Origin of the sequence: Falsiruegeria mediterranea M17, assembly GCF_900302455.1 — a bacterium.
Taxonomy (GTDB): domain Bacteria; phylum Pseudomonadota; class Alphaproteobacteria; order Rhodobacterales; family Rhodobacteraceae; genus Falsiruegeria; species Falsiruegeria mediterranea.
Map to the genome: position 1 here is coordinate 227,957 of NZ_ONZG01000008.1, position 17,547 is coordinate 245,503.

At 59.6% G+C, this 17,547-nt stretch carries 15 protein-coding genes; 6 read left to right on the forward strand and 9 right to left on the reverse strand.

From position 1 onward, the window contains the following. Positions 1 to 112: 112 nt before the first annotated feature. The 3 genes from TRM7615_RS16600 to TRM7615_RS16610 are packed head-to-tail and all read left to right on the forward strand — an operon-like array spanning position 113 to position 5,000. A complete protein-coding gene (locus tag TRM7615_RS16600; RefSeq protein WP_108789532.1) occupies positions 113 to 637 on the forward strand; it encodes a component of SufBCD complex in 525 nt (174 codons plus the stop codon). Positions 638 to 659: 22 nt separating this feature from the next. Further along, positions 660 to 4,121: a transcription-repair coupling factor gene (gene mfd, locus TRM7615_RS16605; RefSeq protein WP_108789630.1), complete on the forward strand. Its 3,462-nt coding sequence runs from the start codon at positions 660 to 662 to the stop codon at positions 4,119 to 4,121. 51 nt (positions 4,122 to 4,172) lie between these two features. Then, on the forward strand, positions 4,173 to 5,000 hold the full coding sequence (locus TRM7615_RS16610; RefSeq protein ID WP_108789534.1) for a DUF3616 domain-containing protein: 828 nt from the start codon (positions 4,173 to 4,175) through the stop codon (positions 4,998 to 5,000). A gap of 203 nt (positions 5,001 to 5,203) precedes the next feature. Here the strand turns inward: TRM7615_RS16610 and TRM7615_RS16620 are convergent, their stop codons facing one another. The 4 genes from TRM7615_RS16620 to TRM7615_RS16635 all read right to left on the reverse strand — a co-directional run bounded on the left by TRM7615_RS16620 (position 5,204) and on the right by TRM7615_RS16635 (position 10,390). Beyond that, a complete protein-coding gene (locus TRM7615_RS16620) occupies positions 5,204 to 6,868 on the reverse strand; it encodes a tetratricopeptide repeat protein (RefSeq protein ID WP_108789538.1) in 1,665 nt (554 codons plus the stop codon). Positions 6,869 to 6,927: 59 nt separating this feature from the next. Next, the gene (locus tag TRM7615_RS16625) at positions 6,928 to 8,136 is read right to left on the reverse strand and encodes a multidrug effflux MFS transporter (RefSeq protein ID WP_108789540.1); all 1,209 of its coding nucleotides are present in this window, start codon (positions 8,134 to 8,136) and stop codon (positions 6,928 to 6,930) included. Positions 8,137 to 8,225: 89 nt separating this feature from the next. Next, the gene (locus TRM7615_RS16630) at positions 8,226 to 8,876 is read right to left on the reverse strand and encodes a DsbA family oxidoreductase (protein ID WP_108789542.1); all 651 of its coding nucleotides are present in this window, start codon (positions 8,874 to 8,876) and stop codon (positions 8,226 to 8,228) included. Positions 8,877 to 8,878: 2 nt separating this feature from the next. After that, positions 8,879 to 10,390 (reverse strand): class I adenylate-forming enzyme family protein, encoded by a 1,512-nt coding sequence (locus TRM7615_RS16635; protein WP_108789544.1) that lies wholly within the window; start codon positions 10,388 to 10,390, stop codon positions 8,879 to 8,881. A gap of 64 nt (positions 10,391 to 10,454) precedes the next feature. Here TRM7615_RS16635 and TRM7615_RS16640 point away from each other — a divergent pair, with 64 nt between their 5' ends. Then, complete coding sequence (locus TRM7615_RS16640; RefSeq protein WP_108789546.1) at positions 10,455 to 11,078, forward strand: helix-turn-helix domain-containing protein; 624 nt, start codon at positions 10,455 to 10,457, stop codon at positions 11,076 to 11,078. A 4-nt stretch (positions 11,079 to 11,082) separates the two neighbouring features. Here TRM7615_RS16640 and TRM7615_RS16645 read toward each other — a convergent pair whose 3' ends face one another. From TRM7615_RS16645 to TRM7615_RS16665, 5 genes are all read right to left on the reverse strand, one after another. Further along, positions 11,083 to 11,310, reverse strand: a complete 228-nt coding sequence (locus tag TRM7615_RS16645) for a hypothetical protein (protein ID WP_306417730.1) — start codon at positions 11,308 to 11,310, stop codon at positions 11,083 to 11,085. Between the two features lie 174 nt (positions 11,311 to 11,484). Next, positions 11,485 to 12,147, reverse strand: a complete 663-nt coding sequence (locus TRM7615_RS16650) for an aquaporin (RefSeq protein ID WP_108789548.1) — start codon at positions 12,145 to 12,147, stop codon at positions 11,485 to 11,487. Next, positions 12,144 to 12,620, reverse strand: a complete 477-nt coding sequence (locus tag TRM7615_RS16655) for an arsenate reductase ArsC (RefSeq protein WP_108789550.1) — start codon at positions 12,618 to 12,620, stop codon at positions 12,144 to 12,146. Before TRM7615_RS16655 ends, TRM7615_RS16650 begins: the two co-directional genes overlap by 4 nt. A 21-nt stretch (positions 12,621 to 12,641) precedes the next feature. Next, positions 12,642 to 13,487, reverse strand: coding sequence for an arsenate reductase/protein-tyrosine-phosphatase family protein (locus TRM7615_RS16660; protein ID WP_108789552.1), 846 nt, complete (start codon positions 13,485 to 13,487; stop codon positions 12,642 to 12,644). A 32-nt stretch (positions 13,488 to 13,519) separates the two neighbouring features. Next, a complete protein-coding gene (locus tag TRM7615_RS16665; RefSeq protein ID WP_108789554.1) occupies positions 13,520 to 15,334 on the reverse strand; it encodes an extracellular solute-binding protein in 1,815 nt (604 codons plus the stop codon). A 331-nt stretch (positions 15,335 to 15,665) separates the two neighbouring features. Here TRM7615_RS16665 and TRM7615_RS16670 point away from each other — a divergent pair, with 331 nt between their 5' ends. Together TRM7615_RS16670 and TRM7615_RS16675 are read left to right on the forward strand one after the other, a co-directional pair. Beyond that, entirely contained in the window at positions 15,666 to 16,439 is a 774-nt protein-coding gene (locus tag TRM7615_RS16670; RefSeq protein WP_085796352.1) for a 3-hydroxybutyrate dehydrogenase, read from the forward strand. A gap of 75 nt (positions 16,440 to 16,514) precedes the next feature. After that, a complete protein-coding gene (locus TRM7615_RS16675; RefSeq protein ID WP_108789556.1) occupies positions 16,515 to 17,546 on the forward strand; it encodes a patatin-like phospholipase family protein in 1,032 nt (343 codons plus the stop codon). The last annotated feature ends 1 nt before the right edge of the window (position 17,547 follow it).

Sequence of the window (17,547 nt, forward strand, 5' to 3'; positions counted from 1 at the left end):
TTGCACAATTGCCCATTGGGTGGCATGGAATTGCTTCGGTCTTCAAGAGTACCAATGGCCGCGTTTGGCCGGTATGAGACGAAAAAGGACCGCGAGCACAGGGGCAAGGTAAGTGAACTGGTATTCCTCGATTTTCGAGCTGATCGACATGCGGAGTTTTTCGAACCTGTGGTTCTGGATCGCTTTGGCGGTGGTTTGGTCTTCGGCAAGTCATTGGGTTCTGGGGGTTCCGTTCGACATGGTCGTGCGGGCGCGTCGGGTTGGGGGGCAGGCCGCGGTGGATCTGCACGACATCACCCGGGTGAATGTCAATCGCGTCCTCTATGTGACGGATGTGTCGGGCATTTGGATTTTGGGGTTTGTCTGCTTCGCCTTGTCGACGCTGGCGGTGCTGGGGTTCTATTATTGGGTCGAATTCGCCCAGGCTCTGTTTCTGATCGGGTTTCCGATGTCCTTGGTGGGTTTGATCAATCTGTCGACCGCACGCCGTATCCGTCGCGAAGACCTGCAGGATGCGGATTTGTCCAAGCGGTTGACGCGCTGTCGGATCTATACCCAGATCATCGGCATGATCTCGATCTTTGTGACCGCGCTATTTGGAATGTATCAGAACTTGTCCATCGGTGTTCTGGGGTGATCCGCAACAGGGGTCCAAGGTTATGACAGCACAGAACCATATCACCGTGGGCGGTGCGCCCGAAGGGTTCGACGCGCAGTTGATCCTGAACGAGGTGGCACGCAGCGGCGGTCCCGTTTTGCATGTCGCACGTGACGACAAGCGGATGGAGGCGACCCGCGCCGCACTGTCATTCTTTGCCCCTGACATGCCGGTCTTTGTGTTTCCCGGCTGGGATTGTCTTCCTTATGATCGGGTGTCGCCCAATGCTGACATCTCGGCGGCACGGATGGCGACACTGGCTGCGCTGGTGCACCAGATGCCCGAGCGCTTTGTGCTTCTCACCACATTGAACGCCGCAACACAGAGGGTCCCCGCGCGCGATGTGCTGCGCGAGGCAGCCTTTACCGCGCGTGTGAATTATCAAGTGGACGAAGAGGCGCTGCGCAACTTCCTGGTGCGCATGGGGTTCAGCCAAAGCCCGACGGTGATGGAACCTGGTGACTATGCGATCCGGGGCGGTATCATCGACATCTTTCCACCGGGCGAAGGTGGTCCGGTTCGGCTTGATTTCTTTGGCGATGTTCTGGATGGCGCGCGTCGCTTTGATCCGGTCAGCCAGCGCACAACCGAGAAGCTAGACATCATCGAACTGGCCCCGGTGAGCGAGGTCATTCTGGATGACGCCGCAATCACCCGGTTCCGCCAGAACTATCGCATCGAATTTGGCGCCGCAGGCACCGACGATCCGCTTTATGAAGCGGTGAGTGCTGGTCGCAAGCATCAGGGTATCGAGCATTGGCTGCCCTTCTTCCATGAAAAACTGGAAACGCTGTTTGATTACCTGCCGCAGGCGTCGATAACGCTGGATGATCAACTGACACCTGCGCGTCTGGCCCGTTGGGACAGCATCGCCGATCAGTATGAGACGCGCCAACATGCGCTGCAGACCAAGTCGCGGATGGACAGCGTTTATAAACCAACGCCGCCCGATCTGCTCTATCTGGATGACGGTGCTTGGGAACAGGTGGTTGCTGACCGACGCGTGCTGCAGTTCAACCCGCTGCCGCAAGCCTCTGGTCCTGGTGTCATCGACGCGGGCGGGCGCATTGGGCGCAACTTCTCACCTGAGCGGCAACAGGAAAACATCAGCCTGTTCGGGGCTTTGGCCGATCACATCAAGGCCCGCATGGCGGAGGGGCCGGTGGTTGTCGCCTCTTACTCTGAAGGGGCGCGCGAACGCCTGACGGGGTTGATCGAGGATGAAGGCCTGGCCGAAGCGATCCCGATCCTGGACGGAACGCGCCTTGGTAAGCGCGGTCTGCATCTGGCGGTCTGGGCACTCGAGCATGGCTTCACCACACCCGATGTGACGGTGATTGCCGAACAGGACGTGTTGGGCGACCGGTTGATCCGCGCACCCAAGAAACGGCGCAAGGCCGAGAACTTCCTGACTGAGACGCAGTCGCTTTCGCCCGGTGATCTGGTGGTGCATGTGGATCACGGCATTGGCCGCTACAGGGGGCTCGAGGTGATTACGGCGGCTGGGGCGGCGCATGAGTGCATCTTGCTGGAGTATGCCGAACAGGCGAAACTCTATCTGCCAGTCGAAAACATCGAACTGCTGTCGAAGTATGGCCACGACGAGGGGCTGCTCGACCGGTTGGGCGGCGGCGCATGGCAGGCGAAGAAAGCTAAGCTCAAAGAGCGCATCCGCGAGATGGCGGATCGGCTCATCCGCATTGCAGCCGAACGTGCCTTGCGCAAAGCGCCCATCATGGACCCGCCGTCGCATGCTTGGGAGGAGTTCAGCGCGCGGTTCCCTTATCAGGAAACCGACGACCAGTTGCGCGCCATTGGCGAGGTGATGGACGACATGCACTCGGGTCAGCCGATGGATCGTCTGATCTGCGGCGACGTGGGCTTTGGTAAAACCGAGGTCGCCATGCGGGCGGCTTTTGTGGCCGCCATGTCCGGGGTGCAGGTGGCGGTCGTCGCGCCAACGACGCTGCTCGCGCGCCAACACGCCGCCAGCTTTGCCGAACGGTTCCGGGGCTTCCCGCTCGAAGTGCGCCAGCTCAGTCGGTTTGTGTCCGGCAAACAGGCGCAACAAACCCGCGACGGCATGGCGCGTGGCACGGTGGACATTGTGGTGGGCACCCATGCGCTGCTGGCCAAGGGCGTGCGGTTCAACAATCTCGGGCTTTTGATCATCGATGAGGAACAGCATTTCGGTGTGGCGCACAAAGAGCGCCTGAAACAGCTGCGCAGCGACATCCACGTGCTGACCCTGACCGCAACGCCGATCCCACGCACCCTGCAACTGTCGCTGACCGGGGTACGAGATCTGTCGATCATTGGCACACCGCCGGTCGATCGTCTGGCGATCCGCACCTACGTCAGCGAATTCGATGCCGTCACCATCCGCGAGGCGCTGCTGCGGGAACATTACCGCGGCGGGCAGAGCTTTTATGTGGTGCCACGCATCAGTGACCTGCCCGACATCGAGGCGTTCCTGAAGGAACAACTGCCAGAGCTGACCTATATGGTCGCTCATGGCCAGATGGCGGCGGGTGAGCTGGATGATCGGATGAACGCTTTTTACGACGGCAAGTATGACGTGCTGTTGGCCACGACGATTGTCGAAAGCGGGTTGGACATTCCAACGGCCAACACGATGGTCGTGCATCGTGCCGACATGTTTGGTCTTGCGCAACTCTATCAGATCCGGGGCCGTGTGGGCCGTTCTAAAACCCGTGCTTATGCCTATCTGACCACAAAACCGCGCATGAAACTGACGCCAGCTGCTGAAAAACGTCTGCGGGTTCTGGGGTCGCTCGATACGCTCGGGGCAGGGTTCACGCTGGCGTCACAGGACCTGGATATTCGGGGTGCCGGAAATCTGCTGGGCGAGGAACAGTCGGGCCAGATGCGCGATGTGGGGTATGAACTGTACCAGTCGATGCTGGAAGAGGCGATTGCCAAGATCAAGGCAGGCGAGATGGAGGGGCTGTCGGACAGTGACGACCAATGGGCGCCGCAGATCAATCTGGGCGTGCCTGTGCTGATCCCTGACGCTTATGTCCCTGACCTGGACGTGCGCCTCGGGCTTTATCGCCGTCTCTCGTCGCTCTCGACCAAGGTCGAACTGGAGGGTTTTGCCGCCGAGTTGATCGACCGCTTCGGCAAGCTGCCGAAAGAGGTCAACACGTTGTTGCTGGTGGTACGTATCAAGGCCATGTGCAAACGCGCGGGCATCTCGAAACTTGATGGCGGCCCAAAGGGCGCGACAATCCAGTTCCACAACGACAAATACGGCTCGCCCCAAGGGCTGGTGGAATTCATCCAAGGTCAGAACGGGCTGGCCAAGGTCAAGGACAACAAGATCGTCGTGCGCCGGGATTGGAAAAAAGACAGCGACAAGATCAAAGGTGCCTTTGCCATCGCCCGCGACCTGGCAGAAAAGCTGATCGCCGAAAAGAAAAAGGCCAAAGCAAAAGGCTGATTTGCAAAGGTTTTTGTGCTAACCTCGATCACAGCTGTTTAGGTGATTGATATGCGGTTGGGTCTGTTTTCACTGGTGTTTGCAGTTTCTATCCCGTCTTTCGTGCTCTCGGATGCGGGACAGTCTTTGGACGTGCGCGGTCAATTCGATGAATATGCCAAGGATGATCCTGTTCCTTTCGCCGCGCAGAACCTGAGCGCGGCGCATTGCCCGTCGGTGGATATCTGTTTCACCGCCTCGGACGAGGTGCGGTATATCCAGAGTTTCCGGGTTGATGAGGATGAGATTGAAACCGGTGGACGGCTCTATCTGTGGGACACGCCCAAAAGGCGCGACACGGATGAGTTGGATGTCGAGGGGATCACCTCGGTCAATGGTCATCTGATCGCAGTCGGCTCGCATTCCGTGTCACGGCAAAAATGCAAGGTTCGCGAGCACAACGAACAGATCTATGTCGGGTCGCCTGACGTGTTGGGCACGCAAACGCCCCTGACGACACAGCCGATCTCTCTCCAGCCGGTCTTTGCAAAATTCGATGTGCTGCGCGCGTCGTTTCATCAACCATTGCAACAAAATGGTCTGAACATCGAAGGCGTGGCCGCGATCGGGGATCAGGTCTTTTTTGGCTTTCGCGCGCCTTATCCTGATGGGTCACCGAGTGTGTTGATCCTGCAGATCGATTTTGATGCGCTGCAGGCGCAAGATTGGGACGCAGCGGAACTGCACCGCATTGCTCTAGACACCCCCACGGTGGTCGTGGCATTCGCGGGATGGAGCAATGGGGCGACAGCCTGCTGTTGTTGGTGGGCGATGCAGGGGCCAAGGCGCCCAGGAAAAAGAAGCAGGAAAAGAAATGTGGCGGCGACAGCCCGCATCTGACCGACGACTATGCCATTCATCGTTGGACACCGGGTTCGGACGCGGTCGACCTTCTGTCCCAGATCGAGCCCAAGAAACGCAAGTGGAAGGCTGAGGGCTTGATGCGCGACCCGACCCGCAGCGACGGGTCGGTGCTGGTGTTTTTTGACGGGCCGGACAATGGCGGCCCGCGCCGATTTACTTTTCCCGCTCTGGCTGACTGATCACGACGCTGCCTTCATGGCGGCCTGCGCGCAGAAACAGGACGCCGCCACGCTGGTATCGGCCCGAGCCAGTGCGAAATCCAGTCGCTGTTTGATTTGGATGATTTCGACCGTCTCGCCGCGTTCTTTAAGACAGTCGTGTAAGCCCTTCAAACTCCACACGTTATCAGGATGGATGCTGGCGCGGCTGAGCGATCCGCCAAGACCCAGATCCGCGCGGTAAACCGCTTCGGCCTCGGTCATATGGCCCTGTTCGAACAGCAGTGCGCCAAGAGCATGGCGGGCGGGCTGCATCCAGCCCCAGGGTTCATCGTAGGGCAGATCATCGTCCAACTCGACCGAGCGGCGCAAGTGGGCAAAGGCAGCGTCATAGTTCTCTTTGCGATACTCGATCTCTCCCCGCAGCATTTCGTGTGCGATTTCAAGCAGATCAATGACCCGGTTGTTGTGCAGCAGCCGGGTTTCAGGCACCCGCTCCTTGGCGGCCAGAAACAGCTGCTCTTCGGCCTCGGCATTGGCGATCTGTCCGGTTGCAGCATAGGCCACGGCGCGCGCGTAATGGGTGTTGGCGGTCAATGTGAGGAACAGCTCCTGATCCTCGGGCAGTTCCATCTCGATCGCCTCTTGCCAGCGGCCAAAGCGGATCAGGATATGCGGCTTCATCGCCATATAACTTTCAAAAAAATCGGCCATCGGCGGAGAGGGCATACGCAACATGTCCTCGGGCACCGTGTCGATCATGCCTTGCACCGCGTCCAAGGCGGGCTGCATCTGTCCCACGAACAGCGCGCCATAGATGACAAAGTGGTAATCGTGCTGGCGATAGCCGGTGTAGATGTTGAACGCGCCTTCGCGCTCGTAATATTTCAGATCGGCCTCGACCGCCTTTTGGTTCCAATGGACCACATTCTGATAGTGCCCGCACAGCACGTCGATATGGGTCGGCATATGCACCAAATGGCCCGCATCCGGCACCAGTGTACGCAGGACGTCACCGGCCTTCAGCGCCTTTTCGGGGGTCGGCGACATCTCCATCAAGTGGACGTACAGATGCAGCAGGCCGGGGTGCACCATCGCAGCCGGATCATCGCGCATGGCGGTTTCCAGCACCTCCTGCGCCTCAAGCGTTGCGGCCCCTTCCGCGGGAAGGCCGGATTTCAGGTCCCACATCTTCCACGGCGTCAGGTTCAGCAGTGATTCCACATAGATCGAGCGCAGGTCCAGGTGATCAGGATTAGACGCAAAGGCTGCGCGCATGGCATCGGCGTAGTTTTGATCCCAGACCTGCATGTCTTCGCCGGGATCGCGCTGAGGGTAGCGCGCGGGCAAGGCGCGGATCAGGGCCTGCTCGACGGGGGTGCAGCCCGCGATGGCCGCAAGTGCAGCTTGGGTCGCGTCATAGGCATCGGCTAGGGCGTCCTTACGGCCTTTGTCATCCAGCAGGTCCCACGGCAGGTTGTAGTTCGGCCCCGCGGCATAGGCCACGCCCCAGTGCGCCATGGCGCAGTCGGGGTCATGCTCCAACGCACGGCGATAGCAGGTGACGGCCTCTTGATGGTTGAACCCGTAGGTCCAGTTCAAGCCGCGATCGAACCACACCTGCGCCTGATCACTGTTGGTCGTGATCGGGCAGGTATGGTGCCCGAGGTCGTAATAATCGCTCATAAAATCTCTCCCCAAAAAATCTGGCGAGAGTGTAGCGCGTTTTGACGTGTCAGAACACCTTAGGCAGGCAGGCGATTTTCCACACGGCCCATGTGCAGCATCAGGCCGAACCCCACGATGCACATCACCAGCAAGGCAACGGTCAGTGGCACCAGAGAGCCGTCAAAGAGCAGGCCCACCGGGGCTGCAATGGCCGCTGCAATAACCGTGGAGATTGCACCAATGACCGAGGCCGCCATGCCTGCGATATGGCCCATCGGCTCCATCGCGATGGCCTGAAGGTTGCCCATGGTCAAACCTGCCATGAAGAACACCGTACATTGCCAGAAGACAAAGACTGCAAACCCGGTTTCGAGCGGCAGATCAACGGTGGTCAGCGCCACCATGATGCCCGACAGCACAATCTGCGAGCCCAAGGTCCAGGTCACCAGGCGCCGCATGCCAACGCGCACCACCAGTACCGCATTCAGCAGGCTGGCACTGCCCGAGACGAAAGCGACCGCGCCGAACCAGAACGGAAAGCTGTCGGCCCGGTCATAGATCACATCATAGACGGGCTGCACCATCGTCAGCATGGTGAACAGGATGCTGAGCGCCAGGGTTTGCACCAGGATCGACAGGCGTACGGTGGGATGGCGGAACATCTCGCCAACGGCTTCGATCATCAGTGACAGACGAAAGGCGCGGCGTTCTGGCTTGGGCAGGGTTTCAGGCAACCGGTTGCCGGTCCAGAAAATGATCACCAAGCCAAAAACGGCAAAGGCCGCAAAGATGCCGCGCCAGCCGACGAAATATATGATACCAGCCCCCAGCATGGGCGCAAAGGCAGGAAACAGGGTAAAGATCATCATCGCAATCGACATGATCCGTGCCATTTCACGGCCCGAATAGAGGTCTCGCACGATGGCGACGCCCACAATGCGTGGGGCTGCCGCGGCAATGCCCTGCAGCACACGCGCGGCCAAAACCAGTTCGAGCGAGCTGGCCGCCCAGGCCAACCCCGAGGCCAGCACATAAAGTGCGGCCCCGATTAGAAGTACGGGTTTGCGGCCAAAGGTGTCCGACAGCGGGCCGGTAAAGAAGGTACCGATGCCCATGCCCAACACAAATGATGTCAGGATCAGCTGTGCGCGGTTGATGTCGTCAGGGCTTAGCTCTGCCCCGATTTCGGGCAGGGCTGGCAGCATCGCGTCGATGGAAAAGGCAATGGTGGCAAACATCACCGCGATCAGTGCGATGAACTCAACCTTGGATAAACGTTCGGCCATGAGCGGACTCCTTACCCACCCGCGCTATCATGCAAGCGGGCGCGGGGCCACTCGACAGAAATGCACAGAACCCTGTGTGAAAATGTGGATTAAGTCTCGATCTGAGACATGATGTCAGCGATCACCTTTTGCCACAACTCTGGGGGTTGGGCACCGGGAACAGCGTGCTGATTGGCAACGATGAAGGTGGGAACTGAGTTCACACCCATCTGCCGCGAGTGGCTGTCACGTTCTTTCATGAGGTCGCGATCCGCGTCTGATTTCAGCAGCTTACGCACCACAGCTGCATCCATTCCGATGCCATCTGCAATGTCGGCCAGCACGTCATGATCACCGATGTCGCGGGTTTCGACAAAATAGGCGTTGAACAGGGCATCAACGGCTGCTGTCTGTTTGCCTTCTGTCCCGGCCCAATGGATCAGCCGGTGCGCGTCCAATGTGTTGGGGGTGCGCTGCATCCCTTCGAAATTGATCGACAGGCCTGCATTTTCAGCGTGCTCAACCACGGGAGCATACGCGCGTACGGCGCCTTCTTTGCCGCCAAACTTGGTTTCAAGGTATTCGCGCCGGTCCATGCCGCCTTCGGGCATGTCGGGGTTCAGCTGAAAGGGGTGCCATTCGATGACAAAGGGGTGCCCGGGCACCGATGCCAGGGCCTTGTCCAGATGCGTCTTTCCGATATAGCACCAGGGGCAGATCGGGTCGGACAGGATGTCGAGCTTGACGGTTTTGTCGGTCATGGTCACTGGGCCTTGAAATAAGCGGGCAGGGCGCGGCGCAACAGCTTGCCGTTGCCGCCTGCGGGCAGGGTTTCGAGATGGACAAAGGCGCGGGGTTGTTTGTACCGCGCCAGGTTGGCTTCGACATAGGCGCGCAGCTCGGCTACGTCCAGCGTTTCAGGGCCGGTATAGAAGGCAGCTATCACAAATGTGTTCTCTTTGACCTCGACCTGGGCGGCGCCCACTTGCGTGATGCCGGGATGTTTGGCCAGGGCGTCCTCGACCTCGACCGGGGACACGCGATAGCCGCCGGCGTTCATCATGTCATCGTCGCGCCCCAGATAGGTGATCTGACCATCGACCGCCATGGCGCCCTGATCGCCGGTCAGGAACCAGTCGCCTTGCATTTTGGCGTCTGCTTCGTCCGGGGCGTTGAGGTAGGTGAGCATCAGGCCCGGATCTGAGCTGTGTACGGCAATGGTGCCTTCGTCGCCCTGCGGCACCGGGCCATCGGGTCCAAGGATCGCGATCTTGCGGCCTGGTTGCGGTTGGCCCAAAGCCTCTCCCCGGGCCGGATGTGCGGGGCTGGACGAGATGAAGGTCGAGCATTCAGACATGCCATAGGCCTCAAAAAGCGCGGTCCCGGTGGCGGTGGTCCACCGAGCGTGCAGTTCGCGCGGCAGTTTCTCTCCGGCACTCAGGCCGTGGCGCAGATGGGGCAGGTCAAGGGGGGAGGATGAGCCGAGGAACTTGCGATAAACGCCTGGTGCCGCAGCAAAAATAGTCGCTTTGTGTGCCTTTAGTAGCGTTGGGATATCACCCAGATCGGTCCCGGGCTCGGGGATCAGGGCCGTGGCACCGATGGCCCAAGGGTCCATCAGCCCGGTGCCCAGGGTGTAGGTCCAATTAAACGCGCCTGCGTGACACAGGCGGTCGTCGGGTGTCAGCCCGTACCAGCCATCGACCATCATCTGCCGCGCCCAGATCGCTCGGTGTGCATGGGCCACGGCGCGGGGTTTGCCCGAGGTGCCAGAGGTATAGACCACATAGGCCATCCGGTTCGGGTCGCCCATGTCGTACTCGGCAGGCGGCAGGTCCCGCATGGCGGTCAGCTGCGCGATGTCGATCTGCAACGGATGATCGGCACAGGCCACTTCCGGATCGCGTAGGATGGCGGCGGGCGACAGCTCGTCAATCATCTTTTGCGTCTCGGGTGCGGTCAGCTGGGATGAGGTCGGAACCGGAACGATCCCGGCGGCAATTGCGCCCAGATAGGCCAGCGGGAAATCGACCGTATTGCCAAGGCGCATGAGCACGATCTGGCCCGGGGCAATGCCTGCCTGCTGCAAACCCGTTGCGGTGCCACGAATGGCGGCTTCGAGCGCGCGGTATGTCCAATCGTCCGAGCCATCCCGGCGCAAAACCGACAGGGCCACCTTGTCAGGTTGCGAAGCGGCATGGCGCGTCACATGGGCGGCCAGGTTGAACGGGGTCGGGCAGGGCGTGAACGCCCCCTGGTCAAAGATCGAAAGCATGGCCAATCGCTAGCCCGACGGGCCGCGCGTTGCAAGCAGAGGCTTGGCACCGTATAGAGCACGCATGACTGGCCGAGATCCAAAATCCATCATCCGCATCGCCCGTGATTCAGGCGCCGAGGATACCGCAGAACCCTTGGACTTGGGCGCGCGCGTGCGCGAATTGCGCAAGGCCCGCGACTGGACGTTGGAACAGGCAGCGACGCAGGCAGGGCTTGCACGCTCGACATTGTCCAAGATCGAAAATGGTCAGATGTCGCCCACATATGATGCGTTGAAAAAACTGGCGGTTGGCTTGCAGATTTCGGTGCCGCAGCTGTTTACCCCGCCCGAGCGGGATCAGATCAACGGGCGCATGGCGGTGACCAAGTTCGGCGATGGCGCTGCGCATGCAACGGCCACCTACGAGCATGAACTGCTGGCCGATACGCTGACAAAGAAGACCATGCTGCCCTATCGCGCCCGGGTGCGGGCACGCAATATGGAAGAGTTCGACGGTTGGGTTCGCCACGATGGCGAAGAGTTTCTGTATGTGCTGACCGGTGTTGTGCGGCTCTACACAGAATTCTACGAACCGGTCGAAATGCGCAGGGGTGACAGCGCCTATTACGACGCCGCCATGGGCCACAACGTGATCTCGGTCAGTGACGAGGATGCGACGATCTTATGGGTCACGTCACTGGCGTGACCGGTTAATCTGCGATCTCGCGGCCCAAGGATTCCACAAACAAGAAGTCCTCGAACTCCTCGCGGGCCTCGGTCAGGGTCAGTTGGTGCTTTTCAGCCAGATAAGCCTCGAACCGGGATCGGTCGAGTTTCAAAAACGGCGCGTCGGCCTCGTCGAGCTGCGGAAACCGCGATTTGACGCGAGGAAACGCTTGCGCCCAGTTCTGGGTTAGCTCGGACCAATTCATCATCATTGAGCATTCCTTGATAGAGTGACAGAAACGCTCCTCCCGTTGATCAGCCTAGAAATGTAACAGCTCTATGATGATCGGGCAAAATGTCGCACGAAAAATGGGCTTGTTGACCAAAAAGTAATCGCCCCATGCGTGTGCAAGGGGGCGATTGTCGGTTTGGGGTTGACTGTTGGGTCAGTCGTCGGTCTCGGCAAACAGCCAGTTCAGCACCACATGGCCAATGAAGACCGCGATGATCTGCATCACGATGAACATCGCGATATGGCCAGGATAGATGCCCGCGAAGGTGTCGCTGAAGCCGCGTGCGATGGTCACGGCGGGGTTCGCAAAGCTGGTCGATGACGTGTACCAATAGGCGCCTGTGATATAGAGGCCGACCAGTGGTGGCACGGCGTCTGGCCTGTGACGGATACCCCCAAAGATCACGAACAAAAGGCCAAGCGTGGCGATAATCTCGGAAAACCACTGCGCGCCTCCGGTCCGGTGCATGGTGGTCGAGGTCTGCAGAATGCTCTGATCGAACATCATGTGCGTGGCCCAAACCCCGATGATACCGCCCGCGATCTGGACAATCATGTAGGGGGCAACCGCGCTCCAGGGGTGTTCACCGCGCAGGGCGAAGGCGAGTGTCACGGCAGGGTTGAAATGCGCGCCTGACACCGGGCCAAGCGTGGTGATGATGGCATAGAGCATACAGCCCGTGGCGATCGCATTGGCCAGCAACGCCAGGGCGATGTTCCCATCCGACAGAGTCTGCGCCATGATGCCCGAGCCGACAACTCCGATCAGTAGAAATGCGGTGCCCAGGAATTCGGCAAATAGCTTGCGGGGGTTCATGTCAGGGTTCCAATGCGCTTGAGCTGTGTCGACAGCTCGGTCTGGTTCATGGTTTCGATGGGCAATTCCAGAAGCGCCGCAGCACGCTTGCCCAAGGTGTTATAGGCGGTGCGGAATGCCGTGTCCCAATCGGGTTCCTCGGCGGCTGCCGGGTCTTCGACACCCCAATGGGCGCGCACGGGGGCGCCGGGCCAGATGGGGCAGGTTTCTTCTGCGGCGGACCCGCAGACAGTGATCACTATGTCCATCTCGGGCGCGTCCTCGGCGCCGAACTCGTCCCAGCTTTTGGAACGGGCGTTAGACGTATCGTGACCTTCTTTGCCCAACAGCACCAGCGATTGCGGGTGCACCTTGCCGGATGGCTGAGAGCCGGCAGAAAAAGCGCGGACGCGACCGGCCCCTTCGGTGTTGAAAATCGATTCCAGCAGAATCGAGCGCGCGGAATTGCCCGTGCAGAGTACCAGGATGTTCATGTCACACGTCCCATGTTTTGGTTATTCAGGCTCGGACGCATCGGTCTGGCGTCCGATGTCGTCGATTTGATGTTGCAGGCTGATCCGGTCGAGGGTTTCGAACGGCAGGCTGACAAAGGCGGTGATGCGGTTGCGCAAAAGACCATAGGCCTGTTGGAACGCCAGGTTCCGTTGCGCATCTGTCCCACCGGCCTTGACCGGGTCGGGCAGGCCCCAATGGGCGCTCATCGGCTGACCGGGCCAAGTGGGGCATTCCTCGTTCGCGGCGTGGTCACACACGGTAAAGACGAAATCCATCTTCGGGGCTTCATCACTATTGAATTCGTCCACCGATTTAGATCGCAACTGGCCAATGTCGTGACCTTTCGACCCCAAAAGCTCGATCACCTTTGGATGCGGCTGGCCCGAGGGCATTGTTCCCGCAGAGAAGGCGTTGAACCGGCCCAGTCCTTCGGTGCGCAGGATCGATTCCGCCATCAGCGAGCGGGCAGAATTTCCGGTGCAGATAAAGAGGGCATTCAGCCGACGTGTGGTGTCCGTCATGATCGGTGTCTCCGGGAGCGTGGTCGGAACGCAAAGATCGGGGCGGCTTTGGCAGCAGCCGCCAAGCAAGCCGTCAAACAGCCCCCGAACTTCGCCCAGGTTGGTGGTGTACTGCAACGACGTGCCGGTGCGGGTCTGTTCGATCAGCCCCGCTTTTTTCAGCGCCGACAGATAGACCGACGCCGTATTGGGTTTCAGATCCAGCGCCTGCGCAATTTGCCCGGCCGGCACCGCATCAGGGTATCGGCGCATGAGCAGGCGAAACACCTCAAGCCGGTTGGGGTGCGCCAGAGCAGATAGTTTGTCGTGAATCGCTATTTCCATATTTCATGAAATATGGAAATAGAAAGATCAGGTCAATCCTGATACCACCAGACCTCGGGCATGTAGCTGGGGCCGTCGCCGTAGATCGGGAACGTGTCGGGATACTTGAGCTCTTTGATGTGCGCGATGCGGCCCACATCAAAGCTCCAGATCGGGATGACATAGCGCCCAGCAGTCAGCACCCGGTCCAATGCGCGGGTGGCTGCAACAAAATCCTCGCGCGTTTGCGAGTTCAGCATGGCGTCGATCATAGCATCCACAGCCGGGTCATCGATGCCCATCAAGTTGCGGGTGCCCGGCGTATCGGTCACGGCGCTGCCCCAATAGAGCCGCTGTTCATTGCCCGGAGACAGCGACAGCGCGCGACGGAACGGCGTCATGTCGAAATCCAGCTCAGCCAGTCGACCCGTGTATTGCGCGTTGTCAACTTTTGCTTCAGTCACCTTAATGCCCAGACGAGCAAGCGCCTGGCTGTAGATCTCGGTCACGGTCAGGTTGCCACTGTCGCCCTGACGCATGAGGATGGTGAAGTCGAACGGCTCACCCTGGTCATTGCGCAGCACGCCGTCTTGCACGGTCCATCCCGCCTCAGCCAGTAGTTTGATCGCCTTGCGCAGGTTCTTGCGGTTGCGGCTGCTGCCGTCGCTTTGGGGCAGGGTGTAGCCTTCGATCGTGCCTGCGGGCAGGATGTCGGCAAAGGGGGTCAGCAGCTCTTGAACACGACCCTCGGCCGTACCCGGCAGCATCGCCAGATCGGAGCCCGAGAAATAAGACGTGATGCGCGGCTGTGCGCCGCCTGTCATCGTGTCGTTGATGAACTCGAAATTGAACGCCAGCGTCAGCGCCTCGCGTACGCGCCAATCCTGAAACAGGGGGCGTCGTGTGTTCATCACGAAACCCGTCATGCCCGAGGGTTTTTCATGCGGTATCTCGGTCTTGACCACATCACCCCGTTGGGCAGCGGGGAAGTTGTACTTGGTAGCCCAGTTCTCGGCGTTGAATTCACGCACCGCGCTCAGCTCGCCCGCGGTGAAGGCTTCGAACAGAACCGCCTGATCGCCGTAAAAGTCGATCCGCATCTCATCAAGGTTACGCGTGCCGCGGCGCAGGGGCAGGTCCTGAGCCCAATAGTCGGGGTTGCGCTTGAAACTCACATAGCGCCCGGCCTCGTAATCATCGACCACATAGGCCCCGGTGCCGATGGGAATGTCTTGCAACTTGCCGTCGGCAAAACTCTTACCTTCCCATTGTGCCTTTTTCAGGATCGGACGCAGCCCCGCTACCAGGGCCAGCTCGCGATCCGGGTCCGAAAATGTCAGACGAAGCGAGCGCTGTCCGGTCTGTTCGATGTTGGCGATTTTGCCCCACAACCCGCGATAGCGCAGGTGCCCTTGGGTGCCCAAGGTCTCATACGACCAGATCACATCCTCGACCGTGACCGGGCTGCCGTCCGAGAATCGGGCCTCGGGCCTAAGTGAGAATTCAACCCATGATCGGTCCGGCGCGGTCTCAACCGATTCGGCCAGAAGCCCGTAAAGCGAGAAGGGTTCGTCCTGAGATCGGCCCATCAGCCCCTCGTAGCCCCAAAACCGCATCTGCCAGGGCACGGTGCCTTTCTGAATGAACGGGTTCAGGCTGTCGAAGCCGCCGGTGTTGCCGAACACCACCCGGCCGCCTTTGGGCGCTTCGGGGTTCACGTAAGGCAGAGACACAAAATCCGGTGGAAGAGCGGGCTCTCCATACATAGCTATGCCATGGGCCGATTCTGCGGACGCTATTTCAGCGGCAAAAACGGTTGCGATTCCCGCCAGCACAGGGCGGAAGTATTGGAAAAAAACTGGACGCACTTTGGCAACAATCCTGCTCAGGCCTTATTTTATTAACGTTTAACCTATCTAGGGTTTCGCGTCTTTTCAAACTTTTAGCTTGGACGTAGCGGCGGAATTGCGTATAAAGGTTGCACTGCTCGATAGGTTTCTTGCCTGTATGAAACCTGCCTCAATAACTTAACGCCCGCTTCGTGCGGGCGTTTTTTTTTGGTTCTGCCTCGAATGTCAAAGGCGGATTCAGATCACCCCGGCAAGCGGCGGTGTTTTGCCGGTTGGTTTTTCCCCGTTTTCTTTGCACCTGCAGCATGGCAGGGTGCGCGCGACATTTGATCAGCAGGGGAATACCGCCATGTCTCTCAAAGGGAAAACCGCCATTATCACCGGATCGAACTCGGGCATCGGCCTGGGCGTGGCGTGGGAGATCGCGCGGTCGGGCGCAAATGTGGTTCTGAACTCTTTCACCGATCGAGACGAGGATCACGCGCTGGCGGCCGAGATCGCCAAAGAGACCGGTGTCGAGGCGCGGTACATCAAGGCGGACATGTCCAAGGGTGACGAATGCCGCGCGCTGATCGAACAGGCGGGCGTTTGCGATGTGCTGGTGAACAACGCTGGCATTCAGCACGTGGCGCCGATTGACGAATTTCCGGTCGACAAATGGGACGCGATCATCGCGATCAACATGAACTCTGCCTTTCACACTACAGCCGCTGCGCTGCCGATGATGCGCAAAGCGGGTTGGGGCCGGGTGGTGAACATCGCCTCAGCTCATGGTCTGACCGCTTCTCCGTTCAAGGCGGCGTATGTGGCCGCGAAACACGGCGTGGTGGGCATGACCAAGACCGTGGCGCTGGAAACCGCCGAAGAGCCTATCACCTGCAACGCCATTTGCCCCGGTTACGTGCTGACCCCGCTGGTCGAGGCGCAGATCCCCGACACGATGGAGAAATACAACATGGGCCGCGAAGAGGTGATCAAGAAGGTCATGCTCGAACGTCAGCCCTCGCGCGAGTTTGCCACTGTTGAGCAACTGGGCGGCACCGTTGCCTTTCTGTGTTCGGATGCAGCCAAGCAGATCACCGGGACCACGATTTCGGTCGACGGCGGCTGGACCGCACTTTGATGTGAAACCGCGATTGGGGGCGCTGCCCCCGTCGCTGCGCGGCTCCCCCGGGATATTTGACGCAAGAGGATCAACATGGCCGTGAAACGGATCAATCTTGCCCTTCAGGGTGGGGGCGCGCATGGTGCTTTTACTTGGGGCGTGCTTGACCGGCTGCTAGACGAGACGGATGTCGAGGTGGCTGCAATCACCGGTACGTCGGCGGGTGCGCTGAATGGCGCGGCCTTCAAGTCCGGGATGGTCAAAGGTGGGCGCGATGGCGCGCGCGAGACGTTGAACTGGCTCTGGGGCAAGATGGGCGCTGTCGGCGACATGCGCCTCGCCAATTGGATGCGCGGGTTCGAACCGGCGCAGATGGCGCAGGCTTTGGAATATTCGCTGCCGTTTTCCATGGCCGACACGCTGTCGCGCATGGTGTCGCCATATGCTTATGGCCCGTTCTACGTGAACCCATTGAAATCCGTGGTCGACGCCTTTGATTTCGACAACATTTGCGTGAATGAAGGGCCCGAGCTATTCATCTGTGCCACACGTGTTCGAACCGGAAAGATCCGCATCTTCGAGGGGGAAGAGATCAGCAGCGACGCGATCCTGGCCTCGGCCTGTTTGCCGACGCTGTTCAAGGCGGTGGAGATCGACGATCCCGAAACCGGGCGGCGCGAGGCCTATTGGGATGGCGGCTATACCGGCAACCCGGCGCTGTTTCCGCTGTTCAACACCGGGCTGCCCGATGACGTGGTGGTGGTGAACATCAATCCGCTGGAACGTGACGAGTTGCCGGTAACGCCGCAGCAGATCCACAACCGGGTGAACGAGATCAGCTTTAACTCGTCATTGTTGCGCGAACTGCGCGCGATCAATTTTGTTCAGCGATTGCTCGAAGATGGCACATTGCAAAAAGGCACGATGAGCCGCGTTCTGGTGCATATGATTGCCGATGATGAGCTGATGACCGAACTGTCTGTGGCGACCAAGATGGTGCCGACGCCGATGGTTCTGAACAAGCTCAAACAAGCAGGGCGCGCGGCGGCTGACGGGTTTCTGTTGGCACATAAATCCGACCTGGGGCAGCGCAGCACCGTCGATCTGTCGGACATGTTCGGCTAGT

Bases quoted from the DNA above. Each gene is read 5' to 3' on its own strand.
- TRM7615_RS16620 (WP_108789538.1), bottom strand. From the start codon at position 6,868: ATGAGCGATTATTACGACCTCGGGCACCATACCTGCCCGATCACGACC.
- TRM7615_RS16670 (WP_085796352.1), top strand. From the start codon at position 15,666: ATGTCTCTCAAAGGGAAAACCGCCATTATCACCGGATCGAACTCGGGC.
- TRM7615_RS16655 (WP_108789550.1), bottom strand. From the start codon at position 12,620: ATGAACATCCTGGTACTCTGCACGGGCAATTCCGCGCGCTCGATTCTG.
- mfd (WP_108789630.1), top strand. From the start codon at position 660: ATGACAGCACAGAACCATATCACCGTGGGCGGTGCGCCCGAAGGGTTC.
- TRM7615_RS16610 (WP_108789534.1), top strand. From the start codon at position 4,173: ATGCGGTTGGGTCTGTTTTCACTGGTGTTTGCAGTTTCTATCCCGTCT.
- TRM7615_RS16640 (WP_108789546.1), top strand. From the start codon at position 10,455: ATGACTGGCCGAGATCCAAAATCCATCATCCGCATCGCCCGTGATTCA.
- TRM7615_RS16645 (WP_306417730.1), bottom strand. From the start codon at position 11,310: ATGATGATGAATTGGTCCGAGCTAACCCAGAACTGGGCGCAAGCGTTT.
- TRM7615_RS16650 (WP_108789548.1), bottom strand. From the start codon at position 12,147: ATGAACCCCCGCAAGCTATTTGCCGAATTCCTGGGCACCGCATTTCTA.
- TRM7615_RS16630 (WP_108789542.1), bottom strand. From the start codon at position 8,876: ATGACCGACAAAACCGTCAAGCTCGACATCCTGTCCGACCCGATCTGC.
- TRM7615_RS16675 (WP_108789556.1), top strand. From the start codon at position 16,515: ATGGCCGTGAAACGGATCAATCTTGCCCTTCAGGGTGGGGGCGCGCAT.
- TRM7615_RS16625 (WP_108789540.1), bottom strand. From the start codon at position 8,136: ATGGCCGAACGTTTATCCAAGGTTGAGTTCATCGCACTGATCGCGGTG.
- TRM7615_RS16635 (WP_108789544.1), bottom strand. From the start codon at position 10,390: ATGCTTTCGATCTTTGACCAGGGGGCGTTCACGCCCTGCCCGACCCCG.
- TRM7615_RS16660 (WP_108789552.1), bottom strand. From the start codon at position 13,487: ATGGAAATAGCGATTCACGACAAACTATCTGCTCTGGCGCACCCCAAC.